Source organism: Salinicola rhizosphaerae (genome assembly GCF_014652715.1).
GTDB lineage: Bacteria > Pseudomonadota > Gammaproteobacteria > Pseudomonadales > Halomonadaceae > Salinicola > Salinicola rhizosphaerae.
Map to the genome: position 1 here is coordinate 36,801 of NZ_BMZI01000010.1, position 12,545 is coordinate 49,345.

The window sequence follows — 12,545 nt, forward strand, 5'->3', positions numbered from 1 at the left end:
AAGGTGTCACATCGACATGGCAGAAAGGCGATCAGCTCTTTAAACTAATGGGGCATTCGCATTCGCGCCTGTCCACCAGACAGAGAGCCCTCATGAAACTGCGTCACGCCTCAATCTTAAGCGCCAGTATCGATTCCACCTCCACCGGCGCTGGTTCCGACGACACTCAAAACGTCGATGTGGTTCTGATCGGCGGCGGCACCATGAGTGCCACGCTGGGAACCCTGCTTCAATCGCTTCAGCCAGACTGGACGATCCATCTGTTCGAACGCCTCGACAAGGCCGCCGAGGAGAGCTCGAACGTCTGGAACAACGCCGGTACCGGCCACTCGGCGTTCGCCGAGATGAACTACACCTCGCCACAGCCGGACGGCAGCGTCGATATTCAACGCGCCATCGGCATTACCGAGCAGTTCGAAGTCTCGCGCCAGTTCTGGGCCAGCCAGGTCCGGGAGGGCGTGATGGCCAACCCTCGCTCCTTCATCAACACCGTACCGCACCTGAGCTTCGTGTGGAGCGGCGAGCGGGTTTCCTTTCTGCACAAGCGCTTCGAGGCGATGCACCAGAACCCGCTTTATGCGGGCATGGAGTACTCCGAGGATCCGCAGCAGATCGCCGACTGGATTCCGCTGGTGATGACCGGACGCGACGGCAGCGAGCCGGTTGCCGCGACCCGCATGCCGATCGGCACCGAGGTCAACTTTGGCGAGATCACCCGCCAGATGATGGGCTCCCTGGCCAAGCGCGATAATTTCCACCTCTCCGTCAACACGCAGGTTCGCGATCTCGAGCGCAACCGGGATGGCAGCTGGAAGGTCACCGTCGCCAACACCAGCGACGGCGGCAACGAGCGTAGCGTCAATGCCCGCTTCGTGTTCATCGGTGCCGGCGGCGCGGCGCTGCCGCTGCTGCAGAAATCGGGCATTCCCGAAGCCCGCATGTATGGCGGCTTTCCGGTCGGGGGGCAGTTTCTCTATACCACCAACCCGGACGTGGTCGCGAAGCACGACGCCAAGGTTTACGGCCTCGCGCCGGCCGGCTCACCGCCGATGTCGGTGCCGCACATCGACAAGCGGATTCTCGATGGTACGCCGGCGATCATGTTCGGCCCGTTCGCGACCTTCTCGAGCAAGTTCCTCAAGCACGGTTCGTGGACGGATCTGGTTCGCTCGGTCACGCCCAACAATCTGTGGCCGATGACCCGGGTCGGAATCAACAACCTGGACCTGGTGCGCTATCTGATCAGCCAGCTGCGCATGTCGGAAAGCGGCCAGTTCGCCGAGCTGCAGCACTATTACCCGGAAGCGAAGCAGGAAGACTGGAAACTCTGGACCGCCGGCCAGCGTGTACAGACGATCAAGGACGTCGAAGGCAAAGGCGGCACGCTACAGTTCGGCACCGAGCTGGTGACCGGCGCGGAGGGCTCCATCGCTGCGCTGCTGGGCGCCTCGCCCGGCGCCTCGACGGCCCCCTCGATCATGCTCAGGCTGCTGGAACAGGTCTTCCCCGACAAGATCGCGAGCCCCGAGTGGCAGGACAAGCTAAAGGCGATGATCCCCTCCTACGGCCAGCCGCTGGCGGAAAACCCACAGCTGCTGTACGAGGTTCGTGCCATGTCCCGCGAGCTGCTGGAACTCACCGAGCCGGACCTGACGACCACGCCCGCTCCTGGCGCTCCGACTTCGGATACGCGTTCAGAGCCCAGTGACACAAAAGAGATCAGCGGCTCGAAGTGATCGCCTGTCAGGCATGACGCTTAAGCCCTCGCCAGTCATTCTGGTGAGGGCTTTTCCGTTGGCGCCGCGATTTTGAGCACCATCAACGCAAATCATTGCCGGCAAGACTTTGTACGACTTTTGCGTAATTCTCTCGGGAAGCCCTCTGATCTAGAGTCGCTTGACCTGATAAAGGCTGAGGAAAAACGCATGACTGAGTCTCCGGACAATGGAAAGAATGGCGTCTCCCGCCGCAGTTTCATCACGGCAGGCGCTGCACTGACCGCTATGACGGCATTACCGGTCAAAGCTGCGTGGGAGCCCTCGCTGAGATACCCCGATCCCGCCGTAGAGATACTTGATCCTGCCTTTCTCGATTACCGGCTTTTCAATGCCAGCGTCGAGCGGTTGGCCACCGGTTTCCGCTGGCTGGAGGGGCCTGTCTGGTTCGGCGACGGGCGCTATCTCGTCGCCAGCGATATCGCTAACAACCGATTGATTCGCTGGGATGAAACGACGGGTACAGCCTCTACCTTCCGCTCGCCCTCCAACTATGCCAACGGCAATACGCGAGACAATCGAGGGCGTCTGATCACATGTGAGGGGTCGATCGGGCGTCGGGTGACGCGCACCGAATACAACGGCCAGATCACCGTTCTGGCCGACAACTACCAAGGCAAGCCCTTCAATTCGCCCAACGACGTGGTCTGTACGGAAAACGGTGATATCTGGTTCACCGACCCGCCATTTCAGCTTGGCAACAACTATGAAGGGCGTATTGTCGAACAGGAACTCCCGGCGGCACTTTACCGAATCGCCGCCAGCAGTGGTGAAATCGAGAAAATACTCGACGACATCGCCGGCCCCAATGGCCTGGCATTCTCGAGCGACGAGAGCCGATTCTTTATTGTCGAGGGGCGAGCGAAGCCCAACAGGATTCTATGGCAGTTCGATCATGCCGACGGCAAGCTCAGTGGAAAAAAGAAACTCATTGAAGCCGATAACTTTGGTGCGCTAGATGGGTTTGCAGTCGACATTCACGGCAATATCTGGGCGGGATGGGGCAGCAGCGGCTCGCCCGACGGCAATCCAGAAGCCTTGGACGGCGTGCGTGTTTTCGACCCGACAGGCAAGGCCATCGGTCATATCCATCTACCTGAACGATGTGCCAACGTCTGCTTCGGTGGCGCCATGGGTAATCGCCTCTTCATGGCGAGCAGTCACTCGCTCTACGCGATTTTCGTGAATAGCCAAGGGCTCGGCTTCGCCTGACCGTAAGGACTCGCGCTCTCGATTGGGGCCACCGCCATCACTTTTCGGTGACGAGGCGCTTGGCTCCAGCGCGTGACCGACTCGCGAGTCCAGCGCGCCCGCCGCGCTACGAACGCGGCCTTCGTGATATCCCGCATGGCGTCAGAAGGCGTAGGAGACGCCAAGCCGCAGTGACGTCGCATGATCGTCTTCGATCAGCGGACTATCGGCGATCTCGTTGCGGAAAAGACGCACCCCGCCCTCGGTGGCGTGGAAGAACAGCCGTTCGCCATCGAACCAGATCAGCGGAAAAGCACGGACCTCATCGTCCGCGTCGACGTAACCCTGGTCGGTGGCACTGGCGAAAGCCCCCAGTCGCCACGTTGGCGCCCGGCTGCCAGCCTCTCCTGCCGGCTGGGCATTCGCCGCGCCCGAACCGATCAGAGCGCCGACGATCACCATTGGCGCCATCGCTAGGCACCGCCCTCGAATCCTGTGACCGAACATCCCTCTCTCCCTTTGGATTGCCACTCGCCTGGCAAGGCGGTTTCAAGAGAGGGAGCGTGACACAGCCATTTTGCGCCGGTTTGTCCCGATGATTGCGCCATTGCAACAAACGGCATCGAGACCGGGCTGGCGTCGTATCAGTCGTCGCTCGACAAGCCGAGTGCCACAAGAATGCGATAGGCGGCCTCGACCCGAGCGCCGTTGGGATAGTTGCGGTTGGCGAGCATGATCAGGCCTGCCCGCTGCCCCGGCAGCATCACCACGTAGGCACCGAAGCCGTTGGTCGAACCGGTCTTGTTGATCCAGACGTCATCGCGCGGTGGCTGCGGTGGCTCGATCGCCTCGGCCGGATTGGGCTCTAGAATCATGTCGTAGCCATTGCCGGCGAGCAGTGTCTCCAGCGACACCGGCAGCGGATACTGCTCCCAGATCAAATCCTGCGTCATGTCGCCGACCTGGAAATCGCCCTGGCGCGTGGCGTCGATCGCGCTCTGCAGATCGTCGTCAACGGGGATCAAACGCAGGTTGGCCTGAACCAGCCGGGCGAGATCTTCCGCCGTCGTCTTGATGCCGTAGGCCTCGTCGTCCAACACGCCTGGTGACACCCGTATCGGCTCGCCATCCTTGCTCTCGCCCATGGCGTAGTGCTCGGTCTCTGCATCCGGCACGTCGTACCAGGCATCGGCCATTCCCAGTGGCGAGAACACCCGTTCTCGCATGGCGGTGACGAATGGCTCGTCGAGGCTCGCCGCCGTCTCCACGCCGAGCAGGCCGATACCGAGATTGGAATAGACGCGGCTGGCGCCGATCGGTTCGCTCGGCTGCCAGTGCCGGTACCACGCCATCAGCGCTTTGCGATCCTTCACTTCGTCGGGCACGAAGAGCGGCAGGCCGCCGCCGGTATGGGTCGCGAGATTCTCGCCGTTGATCGCGTCGAAGGCAGAGCCTTTGAGTTCGGGAAGATAACGACTCACCGGGGCGTCCAGGTCGAGCTTGCCTTGGACGGCAGCGACCGACGCCAACGTGGCGGTAAAGGTCTTGCTGACCGAGCCCAGCTCGAAAAGGGTGTCATCGTCGACCGGCGCCTGCGTCTTGCGGTCGGCCACGCCGTAGTTGAAGACCTCAGTCCCCTGCGGCCGGACCAGCGCAATCGCCATGCCGGGAATCTGCTGATCCGCCATCAGTGATTCGACGATCGGGTCGACGGCACGACGGACGCCTTGATCGCCACTTTCGGCCCACACGACACTCGAGGCGGAGAGCGTCAGCAGCACTATCCCTAACGTGATTCCTTTCATGACGTTGTCGATCCTCGGCATGGCATAGACGAATGAAGAGATAAACGTATCGATTGGCGCCGCCCATCATGCGTGAAAAGTGTCACGACCGGAACCGACGGGTCTCGAGGCTTTCGACGCGATATCTCAATGCGACGAGACGTAACGGTTGGGTCCCGTCGGCGGAGGCAGCGCGAAGGATTGACGCATATGCGCTACCTCCTCCAGCGGGGTTCGCCCGAAGAAGCGTTTGAACTCTCGGCTGAAGTGGGAAGCGCTTTCGTATCCGACCGCCGTCAGGGCGCTGGATGCCGTCATGCCGTGGCGAAACATCAAAAGCCGGGCCTGATGCAGCCGGATCGATTTCAGATACTGTATCGGCGAAGTTCGCGTCACGGCACGAAAGTTGGCGTGAAATCGCGGCATGCTCATGCTCGCCTCGGTCGCCAGAGACTGGACGCTGAGCGGCTGCGCGTAATCGTCGTGGATCCGTCGGATGGCACGGGAAATACGGCCGAAGCCACCCTCGGGGTTGAGCGCTGCCCGCATCGTGCCACCCTGCGGCCCCGTCAGGATGCGATAGTAAATCTCACGTACCAGTGAAGGCCCCAGCATCTGGCTATCCAGCGGTGAAGCCAGCGCTTCCAGAAAGCGCAGCACCGTGTCGTGCAGCGGCGCTTCCATGGGTGATGCCATCATCCCTCTGGGTTCGGCAACCGGTGGGGCATTGTGCGCCTCCAGTTGCAGCAGCAGCTCCATCGCCATCGGCACATCAAGGTGGAAGTAGATCGCCAGCAGCGGAGATTCCGGGCTGGCATCGGTTTCCATCACGAATGGCACGGGTACCGAGACGGCCAGATAATGCTGCGCATCATAGACATAGCACTCGCCGCCCCAGTAGCCACGCTTTCGCCCCTGGCAGACGATGACGATGCCGGGATCATAGAGTACTGGCGTTCGGCTGAGCGGCCGATTGGATCGCAGCAATCGGACCCCGGGCAGTGCCGTCAGATTGTAGCCCTCCAGCGGCGCGAGCCTGTCGATAAGGCAGACCGTTCTAGCAGCAATCGATGGATTTGCCTTCGTTCCCATGCGTGTTCGCTCTCCGCCCGACGAGACCGTTTCAGCAAGTATTGTGCCCCAAAGGCGTGGAGCGATCATGCCAGACGATAGGAATGGGCAATCATCGGTTGGGAACCGGCGTACGCAAGCGGGGCCTGTCTCCCTAACCTGTGACGTGTCACCGACGACGATTCACAGGAGCCCTCATGAAAGAGTCCAAAACCCTGCTCATCACCGGCATCAGCAGCGGCTTCGGTCGCGCACTGGCCGACTCCGCGCTCGCGGCCGGCCATCGAGTGATCGGCACGGTGCGTAGCGAAGACGCGAAAGCCGCGTTCGAGCAGCACGATTCCGGCCGCGCCAGCGCCTACCGGCTCGACGTCACCGAGTTCGACAGCCTCGACGGCGTGGTCGAGCGAATGGAGGCGACGATCGGCCCCATCGACGTACTGGTCAACAATGCGGGCTACGGTCACGAAGGCGTGCTGGAGGAGTCACCGCTCGCGGCAATGCGCCACCAATTCGACGTCAACGTGTTTGGTGCCGTGGCCATGATCAAGGCGGTACTGCCCCATTTTCGCCAGCGCCGGTCGGGCCACATCATCAATATCACCTCGATGGGTGGCTTCATCACCATGCCCGGCATCGCCTACTACTGCGGCAGCAAATTTGCGCTGGAGGGCATTTCCGACACGCTGTCCAAAGAGCTTTCGCTCCTCGGCATTCACGTGACGGCGGTGGCGCCAGGCTCGTTCCGTACCGACTGGGCAGGACGTTCCATGCAGCGCACGCCGCGCAGCATCGGCGATTACGACACCCTCTTCGATCCCATCCGCGAGGCTCGCCAGGCCAAGAGCGGCCAGCAGTTGGGCGACCCGGCCAAGGCCGCTGCCGCCATGCTCGAGATCATCGCCTGCGAGACGCCACCGACGCATCTGCTGCTGGGCAGCGACGCCCTGCAACTGGTTCGGAATCGCCTCGCCGAGATGACCCGGCAGATCGACGAGTGGGAAACGCTCACCCGTTCGACCGACGGCTGATCCGCCAGCGACGAGACGGCGGAGCCGCAAGAGAACGCGGCGACAACTCGGCCAGTGCGGCGATCCGCACTGGCCGTTCACGTGGAGGCTCGGCGACCTGACGATCTTACGAGCAAGCGGATTACAGCAGCTTGTCGAGCGTGATCGGCAGATCCCGGATGCGCTTGCCGCTCGCGTTGTAGACCGCGTTAGCCACTGCCGCGCCGACGCCGGTAATCCCGATCTCGCCGATGCCTCGAGCGCCCATCGGCGTGTGCGGGTCGGGAATGTCGGTCCACATCACCTCGATCTCTGGCACGTCCATCTGCACGGGTACGTGATAGTCGGCGAGGCTGGGGTTTATGATCCGGCCGCTACGGGCGTCGAACCAGGTCTCCTCCATCAACGCGAGCCCCAGTCCCATGATCATGCCGCCCCGGAACTGACTCGTCGCCGTCTTCGGATTGAGGATGCGCCCGCAGTCGAACGATCCGAGCAGTCGGCGCACGCGCACCTCACCGCTGATCTCGCTGACGCCGACCTCGCAGAAGATGGTGCCGAAGGAGTGCATCGACCAGTGGGCGAGCTCCTCCGAGTCCGCAGCGGCCGCCTCCACCGACAGGCTCTCCCGCCCGGCGCCGCTCAGAATCTCGGCGTAATCGGCAAACCGCGAGGCGTCGTCGGCAGCGGCCAGTCCAGCGTCGCGACACACCACGTCATCGGCGCTCAGCCCGGCCAACGGCGAATCCGACGTGACGAGCGCGAGAAGCGCCGTCACCAGCTCACGATGGGCGGCAATCACCGCGCCACCGATGGCCGCCGTCTGCTGCGACCCCCCGGCGAGAACCGCGCCGGCGAGCATGTTGTCGCCATATCGGAACGTGACCTGCTCCACCGGCAGCCCCAATCGCGCCGCGGCGATCTGCGTCTGCACGGTCGCGGTCCCCATGCCCATCTCGTGGGCCGCGATATCAATCGTCGCACCCTTAGCGCTCAACGTGATCCGTGCGGCCGCACCCGGCATGCGCATATAGGGATAGGTGGCCGTCGCACAACCCATGCCGATTTGCCACTCGCCCTCTCGACGACTGCCGGGCGTTGCCGCGCGTCCGGACCACCCGAAGCGCTCGGCACCGGCGCGGGCCGCTTCCAGCAGATGACGCGAGGAGAATGGCAGACCGCTGATCGGATCTTGTGCCGGCTCGTTGCGCTCGCGCAGCGCCAAAGGGTCCATGCCGAGCCGTTCGGCGAGTTCGTCCAGCGCGCTCTCCAGCGCGAAAGTGCCAACCGACTCGCCCGGTGCGCGCATGAAGGTGTTGGCGAGCATGTGCATGTCCGCCACCTCGATCGACAGCCGAATGGCGTCAGCGGCGTAAAGGCATTTGGTCGCCTGAACGAAAGGCTCGGGCAGGTTGTTGTGGCACGTCATCGATGCGATTCCGGAATGGATCAGCGCGCTGAGCTTGCCGCTGTCGTCGGCGCCCAGCGCCACGCGCTGCTCGGTGCAGGCGCGCCCGCCGACCACGCGATAGACGCCCTTTCGCGAGAGCGCGAGGCGCACCGGACGTTCGACGACCCTGGCCGCCGCCGCCGCGAGAATCTGATGCTGCCACAGCGTCTTGCTACCGAAGCCGCCGCCGACAAAAGGCGACGTGATATGGATCTGCGCAGCATCGATATCGAACACCTCGGCCAGCGACGCCGCCGTCAGATCGACACATTGGGAGGCATCGTGAATCCGTAGAATTTCGGTGCCCGCTTCACGCGACCACTTGAGCGTCACCGCATGCGGTTCGATGGCGTTATGGTTGTGGCGTGGGGTGGTATAGGTGGCATCCACTCGATGCGGCGCGGCGGCGAATGCCGAATCGGCATCGCCGAGCGCAATCTCCGCCGGCCCGCCTAGCACGTTGTCCGGCGCCCGCGCCTGCCCCTTGGCGATCTCGAAGTCGGTCACCGCCGGTTCGGCTCGATATTCGATCTCGAGGCGCTCGACGGCGGCATCCGCCTGTTCCTGCGTCTCCGCCAGCACCAGCGCGACAGGCTGCCCGTTCCAGTGAACGCGATCGCTCTGCATGATCGGGTGATCGTCGCCGGCGGCACCGTTGGGCGAGCGCAGAAAGACGGGGGCCGTATTCAGGCGTGGCGCGTTGTCATGCGTCATCACCAGCGCCACCCCGGGCATCGACTCGACGGCGTCCCGATCGATCGAGGCGATCCGCCCATTGGCGATGGTGCTGTAGACGAGCGCGGCGTAGAGCATGCCGTCGAAAGAGAACTCCGCGGCAAACCGGGCGCGCCCGGTCACTTTCTGCGCGCCGTCGAGACGCGACAGCGGCTGACCCACGCGGTCGCTGGTGCCCAGCGCGTCGGGCTTGCCATCCCGGCGCCAGTAATCGCCGGCGAGCGCCACGCCCGATGACTCGCTATCGAACCGATCGCTGGACATTGGATCCCTGAACGGATTCATGACTCACCTCCTTCGCGGGCATCCGCTACGCGTGCCTTGAGTTCAGACGTCATCAACCGCCGCGCCAGCGCCAATTTGAAGCCGTTGCCGGGCAGCGTTCGGGCCATTTCCAGCTCCGCCTCGACGGCGGTATCGATCGCGCGCTCGCTGATCGCCGCGCCACGCAGCGCCGCCTCTGCGCGGCGAGCCCGCCAAGGCACGGTACCTACGCCGCCCAGCGCCAGTCGAACATCTCCGATCGTGTCACCGTCGAGCGCGGCCATCGACGCCACCGAGACCAGCGCGAAAGCGTAGCTGGCGCGATCCCGAACCTTGCGGTATTCGCTGATCGCCGCCATCGGCAATGGCGGCAGCTCGACCGCGACGATCAACTCCTCGGGCGCGAGCACGGTCTCGAGATCCGGCCGCTCGCCGGGTTCGCGGTGCAGCTCGCTCAACGCCAGACTGCGCTCACCGTCGGGACCACGCAGGTGAACGCGCGCGTCGAGCGCGACCATCGCCACGGCCATGTCCGAAGGGTGCGTGGCAATGCAGGACGACGATGCGCCGAGGATCGCGTGGTAGCGATGGAAGCCCTCTCGCGCATCGCAGCCGCTGCCCGGTTCGCGCTTGTTGCAGTGTGAGGCGATGTCGTAGAAGTAAGCGCAACGCGTGCGCTGCAGCAGATTGCCGGCAACGGTCGCCATGTTGCGAATCTGCGCGCTGGCGCCGCAAAGAATCGCGCGAGACAGCACGGGGTAGCGCATTCGCACGCGAGGGTCGGCAGCCAGCTCGGCGTTGGTGACACCAGCACCGATGAACAACCCGCCGTGGGTGGTCTCCTCGATCTCCCGAGCCAGCGTGCTGACATCGATCAGCGCGGCCGGACGCTCCACCGTCTCGCGCATCAGGTCGACGAGATTGGTGCCGCCGCCGAGATAGCGCGTCTGCTGCCGACGCATGGCCTGTTCGATCGCCTGTTCGGCATCGACGGCCTGGTGATAGTCGAAGGCGTTCATCGGCGCACCTCCTCGCCGAGCGCCTCGCTAACGGCATCGACGATGCCGTTGTAGGCACCGCAGCGACAGAGATTGCCGCTCATGCGCTCGCGGAGCTCCTCACGATCGAACGCGACATCGGTAGTCTTCAGATCCTTGGTCACGGCGCTCGGCCAGCCACGTTCGAGCTCGCCGGCCAGACCCACCGCCGAGCAGATCTGGCCGGGGGTGCAGTAGCCGCACTGAAAGCCGTCGTGTTCGACGAAGGCGACCTGCACTGGATGCAGGGCCTCGCCATCCGACAGACCTTCGATCGTGGTGATCTCGCGACCCTGGACCTGCGCCGCCAGCGTCAGGCAGGCGTTGATACGTCGGCCGTCGAGCAGCACCGTGCAGGCACCGCAGGCACCCTGGTTGCAACCTTTCTTGGTACCGCTGAGCTGAAATCGCTCGCGCAGCAGATCGAGCAGCGACGTTCGGAAATCCACCTCGGCCTCTCGAACCTGGCCGTTGATCGTCCATTTCATGGTTAGCCTCGGGTCACGGTTGATGGTCGACGGGGCCGTATCGGGTGGACCTCTCGGGTCGGTGGATTCGGCCGTCGATGCTGGGTTGTCGTTATGGGCCTCGCCAGCGGCGGCGTACAACGTCTCGCAAGCGGCGTATCCACGCCGAAGAAGATCGCTTACAGCGTAGTCATACCGCAGGGCTCGCGAGAGCAGGCGGGGCGTCGAGGGAGATCCTGATCGCCATACGGTGATAGCCATCGACACTCGTGCCGAATGCCGGAGCCTTCCAGCAGCGCCCACAGCGGCCAAGCATGATCTGTCACCGATCGCGCCGACTCCAGCTCGATGACGAGCGGTGAGCTGGATGCGCGCAGCAGGGGTAGACAGGTCGTCAACGCCGCCAGGCGATCGAAGGCGCCGGATCGGTCGGGCCACCCGCCAAGGCGCCGCCAGGGAGAAGCCGCCGGCAGCGTCGGCAGCACCGAACGCGTGCCAAGTATCAGCAGATCGAGCCGCCCATGTTGGCGATCCAGGGTATCGGCCACCTGCTGCAGTGCACCGGCGCTGTGGAGGCTGACGCGCTGCACGGCAGGGGCGCCGCGAAAGTAGACGTGGGGGATGGGTTCGACGGCAGCGTCCGAATCACTCTCGAAGGGGCTTTCCAGCAGCAGCGTGTCGCGCTCCGTCGTCAACTCCCGAACGAGCTCTGCCTCGGCATCGCCGCCAAGCCCGAGAATCAGGATGATGCGGGAATCCAGTCTCATGCAGGGCCTCCGGTCAAAACCTCGGCCGCGTCAGTTGACGGGGCCGACAGAAACCCTAATATTTCGCCTCATCCTACAAAATCCGCGATCTTATCCTACGTTTGCCAGACGCAGGGTTTGCTGGGTACAGAGTTCGATAGACACAGACTCGTCTCGTTCACGCCACGAGCCCCCTCAGCAGCGAGAAACATCGATGAACACGCCAAATGCGACTGCACCCTCGCTGGGTGACTTCCTCCGCGCCAAACGCGCAGCCGTGACACCGGAGATGGCCGGCTTGCCGCCCGGGCGCCGCCGACGCACGCCCGGGCTGCGGCGTGAGGAGGTGGCCACCCGCGCCAGTATGGGCGCGGCCTGGTACACCGCGCTCGAACAGGGGCGCGAAGTGCAGCCGTCGGATCAGGCACTCTCGTGCCTCGCACGTGCGCTGTTGATGAACGAGACCGAACGCGAACACCTCTATGCGCTGGCCGGGCGCCCGGCGCCGCCGCGAGCGATCGACGGTGAATCCACGGTCAACCCGATCCTCCAGCGCCTGCTCGATCGGCTCGAGCCGGAGCCTGCCTACGTCATGGATGCTTACTGGGAAGTGATCGCCTGGAACGGCGCGGCGGCGGCGCTGTTCGATATCGACAGACCCGGCGACCGTCATCCACGCAACAAGCTGTGGTGGGTGTTCACGCAGAAACGGGTCGAAACCCACCGCGCCGACTGGCTGCGCAGCGCGCGCACGCTGGTCTCGATCTTCCGTAGCCAGGCCACCCGCTACGCCGACGATCCCCGCATGCGTCAACTGATCGACGACCTGCTGGAAGCGAGCGACGTCTTTCGCGAGCTGTGGGCGGAACAAGGCGTGCTCGATCTCTCCAGCGGACGCAAGGCAATGCGCCTGCCGGACGGCACCAGCCGCGAATTCGACTATCTGCCGCTACGCATTCCCGACCTGCCCGGCGCCTGTTTGATGATCTATCTGGGCGTGAATTGAGCGCCTTGT

The 12,545-nt window shown here is 63.8% G+C and carries 11 protein-coding genes; 4 read left to right on the forward strand and 7 right to left on the reverse strand.

What is annotated here, in order from left to right:
• The first annotated feature begins 92 nt into the window (after positions 1-92).
• Positions 93-1,736, forward strand: a complete 1,644-nt coding sequence (gene mqo / locus IE125_RS18695; protein WP_189446204.1) for a malate dehydrogenase (quinone) — start codon at positions 93-95, stop codon at positions 1,734-1,736.
• A 72-nt stretch (positions 1,737-1,808) separates the two neighbouring features.
• Positions 1,809-2,987, forward strand: a complete 1,179-nt coding sequence (locus IE125_RS18700) for an SMP-30/gluconolactonase/LRE family protein (protein ID WP_229809209.1) — start codon at positions 1,809-1,811, stop codon at positions 2,985-2,987.
• 141 nt (positions 2,988-3,128) lie between these two features.
• On the opposite strand, the gene IE125_RS18705 is transcribed toward IE125_RS18700, so the two are convergent.
• The 3 genes from IE125_RS18705 to IE125_RS18715 form a co-directional block, all read right to left on the reverse strand.
• The gene (locus IE125_RS18705) at positions 3,129-3,437 is read right to left on the reverse strand and encodes a porin family protein (protein ID WP_189446205.1); all 309 of its coding nucleotides are present in this window, start codon (positions 3,435-3,437) and stop codon (positions 3,129-3,131) included.
• A gap of 173 nt (positions 3,438-3,610) precedes the next feature.
• Positions 3,611-4,771 (reverse strand): class C beta-lactamase, encoded by a 1,161-nt coding sequence (gene ampC, locus IE125_RS18710; protein ID WP_189446206.1) that lies wholly within the window; start codon positions 4,769-4,771, stop codon positions 3,611-3,613.
• A gap of 126 nt (positions 4,772-4,897) precedes the next feature.
• Entirely contained in the window at positions 4,898-5,842 is a 945-nt protein-coding gene (locus IE125_RS18715) for an AraC family transcriptional regulator (RefSeq protein WP_189446207.1), read from the reverse strand.
• A 176-nt stretch (positions 5,843-6,018) separates the two neighbouring features.
• Between IE125_RS18715 and IE125_RS18720 the strand changes: the two genes are divergently transcribed.
• Complete coding sequence (locus IE125_RS18720; protein ID WP_189446208.1) at positions 6,019-6,852, forward strand: oxidoreductase; 834 nt, start codon at positions 6,019-6,021, stop codon at positions 6,850-6,852.
• A gap of 121 nt (positions 6,853-6,973) precedes the next feature.
• On the opposite strand, the gene IE125_RS18725 is transcribed toward IE125_RS18720, so the two are convergent.
• From IE125_RS18725 to IE125_RS18740, 4 genes are all read right to left on the reverse strand, one after another.
• The gene (locus IE125_RS18725) at positions 6,974-9,301 is read right to left on the reverse strand and encodes a xanthine dehydrogenase family protein molybdopterin-binding subunit (RefSeq protein ID WP_189446209.1); all 2,328 of its coding nucleotides are present in this window, start codon (positions 9,299-9,301) and stop codon (positions 6,974-6,976) included.
• Complete coding sequence (locus IE125_RS18730; RefSeq protein WP_189446210.1) at positions 9,298-10,299, reverse strand: FAD binding domain-containing protein; 1,002 nt, start codon at positions 10,297-10,299, stop codon at positions 9,298-9,300. Before IE125_RS18730 ends, IE125_RS18725 begins: the two co-directional genes overlap by 4 nt.
• On the reverse strand, positions 10,296-10,805 hold the full coding sequence (locus IE125_RS18735) for a 2Fe-2S iron-sulfur cluster-binding protein (RefSeq protein WP_189446211.1): 510 nt from the start codon (positions 10,803-10,805) through the stop codon (positions 10,296-10,298). The genes IE125_RS18730 and IE125_RS18735 overlap by 4 nt, the downstream gene beginning before the upstream one ends.
• A gap of 158 nt (positions 10,806-10,963) precedes the next feature.
• Entirely contained in the window at positions 10,964-11,551 is a 588-nt protein-coding gene (locus IE125_RS18740; protein WP_189446212.1) for a hypothetical protein, read from the reverse strand.
• Positions 11,552-11,744: 193 nt separating this feature from the next.
• On the opposite strand from IE125_RS18740, the gene IE125_RS18745 reads away from it, so the two are divergent.
• Positions 11,745-12,536 (forward strand): helix-turn-helix transcriptional regulator, encoded by a 792-nt coding sequence (locus IE125_RS18745; RefSeq protein ID WP_189446213.1) that lies wholly within the window; start codon positions 11,745-11,747, stop codon positions 12,534-12,536.
• Positions 12,537-12,545 lie beyond the last annotated feature (9 nt).

Excerpts from the sequence above, each read along its gene's own strand:
- IE125_RS18745 (WP_189446213.1), top strand. The coding sequence starts at position 11,745 with ATGAACACGCCAAATGCGACTGCACCCTCGCTGGGTGACTTCCTCCGC.
- mqo (WP_189446204.1), top strand. The coding sequence starts at position 93 with ATGAAACTGCGTCACGCCTCAATCTTAAGCGCCAGTATCGATTCCACC.
- IE125_RS18740 (WP_189446212.1), bottom strand. The coding sequence starts at position 11,551 with ATGAGACTGGATTCCCGCATCATCCTGATTCTCGGGCTTGGCGGCGAT.
- IE125_RS18715 (WP_189446207.1), bottom strand. The coding sequence starts at position 5,842 with ATGGGAACGAAGGCAAATCCATCGATTGCTGCTAGAACGGTCTGCCTT.
- IE125_RS18705 (WP_189446205.1), bottom strand. The coding sequence starts at position 3,437 with ATGGCGCCAATGGTGATCGTCGGCGCTCTGATCGGTTCGGGCGCGGCG.
- IE125_RS18725 (WP_189446209.1), bottom strand. The coding sequence starts at position 9,301 with ATGAATCCGTTCAGGGATCCAATGTCCAGCGATCGGTTCGATAGCGAG.
- IE125_RS18720 (WP_189446208.1), top strand. The coding sequence starts at position 6,019 with ATGAAAGAGTCCAAAACCCTGCTCATCACCGGCATCAGCAGCGGCTTC.
- IE125_RS18730 (WP_189446210.1), bottom strand. The coding sequence starts at position 10,299 with ATGAACGCCTTCGACTATCACCAGGCCGTCGATGCCGAACAGGCGATC.
- IE125_RS18735 (WP_189446211.1), bottom strand. The coding sequence starts at position 10,805 with ATGAAATGGACGATCAACGGCCAGGTTCGAGAGGCCGAGGTGGATTTC.
- ampC (WP_189446206.1), bottom strand. The coding sequence starts at position 4,771 with ATGAAAGGAATCACGTTAGGGATAGTGCTGCTGACGCTCTCCGCCTCG.